Annotated in this window: 1 protein-coding gene; it reads left to right on the forward strand. The window is 62.9% G+C overall.

From position 1 onward, the window contains the following. A partial coding sequence (locus EN884_RS35160; RefSeq protein ID WP_128361092.1) for a PAS domain-containing sensor histidine kinase occupies positions 1-1,661 on the forward strand: 1,661 nt, incomplete at both ends.

Raw genomic sequence — 1,661 nt, forward strand, 5'->3', positions numbered from 1 at the left:
ATACCCGTCCTCATCATCACCTTCCTGATCGTCATCGCGGCGCTGCGCGTGCTGTCGCTGATGAACGAGCGCGACGATGTCGAGCGCAATGCCAAGGCGATCCTGACGCTGGCGGCGGGCCAGCTGGCCAGTTCGCTCGCCACCACCTCGGAAACGGTGCCCGGCGCCATACAGGATCTGCTGGAGACCACCAGCCGTCAGGGCGCGATGGGCCGCAGCCATGTGCTTGTCATCACCGACAGCGCTTTCAAGATCGTCGCGGTGACGCCACGCTCGATGCCATGGCAGGGCCATTCTCTGGACGGCCTCGTCGAGGGCGGCCAGCCCTTGTTCATGTTCGGCGATCGTGCGGGCGTCATGGACGTCAACATCGACGGACGGGATTGGTACGCCGCGGTCAGCCTGGCGAATGGCGGAAAGGGTGCATCGGCGGCCCTGGTGCCACAGGACGCGGTTTTCGATGCCTGGCGCAAGACCGTTTCGCTGAACGTCACCCTGTTCGTGCTGACGGCCGGTGTGCTGATCGTCATCCTCTATGCCTATTTCGGCCAGGCGGCACGTGCGCAGGCGGCCGACCGCATCTACCTCGAAGCGCATCAGCGCATCGACATGGCGCTGGTTCGCGGCCGCTGCGGCCTGTGGGACTGGGACATGGTGCGCGGCAAGATGTACTGGTCGCGCTCGATGTACGACATGCTCGGCTACAAGCCTTGCGAAACGATGCTGTCCTTCGGCGAGGTCGATCAGATCATCCATCCCGAGGACGGCGACCTGTTCGAGCTCGCCAACAGAATCGTCGCTCGCGAGATCGATCACATCGATCAGGTGTTCCGCATGCGCCATGCCGATGGCCAATGGGTCTGGATGCGCGCGCGGGCACAGGTCATCGATCCGGAAGCGCCGGAGATCCAGCTGATCGGCATCGCCGTCGACGTCACCGAACAGCGTCATCTGGCGCTGCGTTCCGAGGCTGCCGACCTTCGCCTCAGAACGGCGATCGAGAACATCAACGAATCCTTCGTGCTGTGGGATTCGACGCAGCACCTGATCATGTGCAATTCCAAATACCAGCAGGACAACGGGCTTTCGGACCGCGACGTGATGCCGGGCACCGCGCGCGCGGCTCTGGAAGAACGCATGCTGGCCTTTGCTTCCGAAAGGCGGCTTGCCCACACCAGCGGCCTGCAGGGCGGCGCCACTTTCGAGCGGCAGTTGGCCGATGGCCGCTGGCTGCAGGTCAACGAACTGAAGACCCGGGACGGCGGCATCGTCTCGGTCGGTTCCGACATCACCCAGATCAAGCTGCACCAGGAGAAGCTGGTCGACAGTGAGCGACGGCTGATGGCAACGATCCATGATCTCAGCCTCGCGCGGCGGGCCGAAGAGGAGCGTTCGCGCGAACTGGTCGACCTCAACCGCAAATACATGAAGGAAACCGAACGGGCCGAAGCGGCGAACCGGGCCAAATCCGAATTCCTGGCCAACATGTCGCATGAGTTGCGCACGCCGCTGAACGCCATCATCGGCTTCTCCGAACTGATGGAACAAGGGCTGTTCGGCCCGCTCGGATCGGAGCGCTACGAGGAATATGCCACCGACATCAACAGCAGCGGCAAGTACCTGCTGGGCGTCATCAACGATATTCTCGACATGTCCAAGAT

This window comes from Mesorhizobium sp. M7A.F.Ca.AU.001.01.1.1, assembly GCF_004022735.1.
GTDB lineage: Bacteria > Pseudomonadota > Alphaproteobacteria > Rhizobiales > Rhizobiaceae > Mesorhizobium > Mesorhizobium ciceri.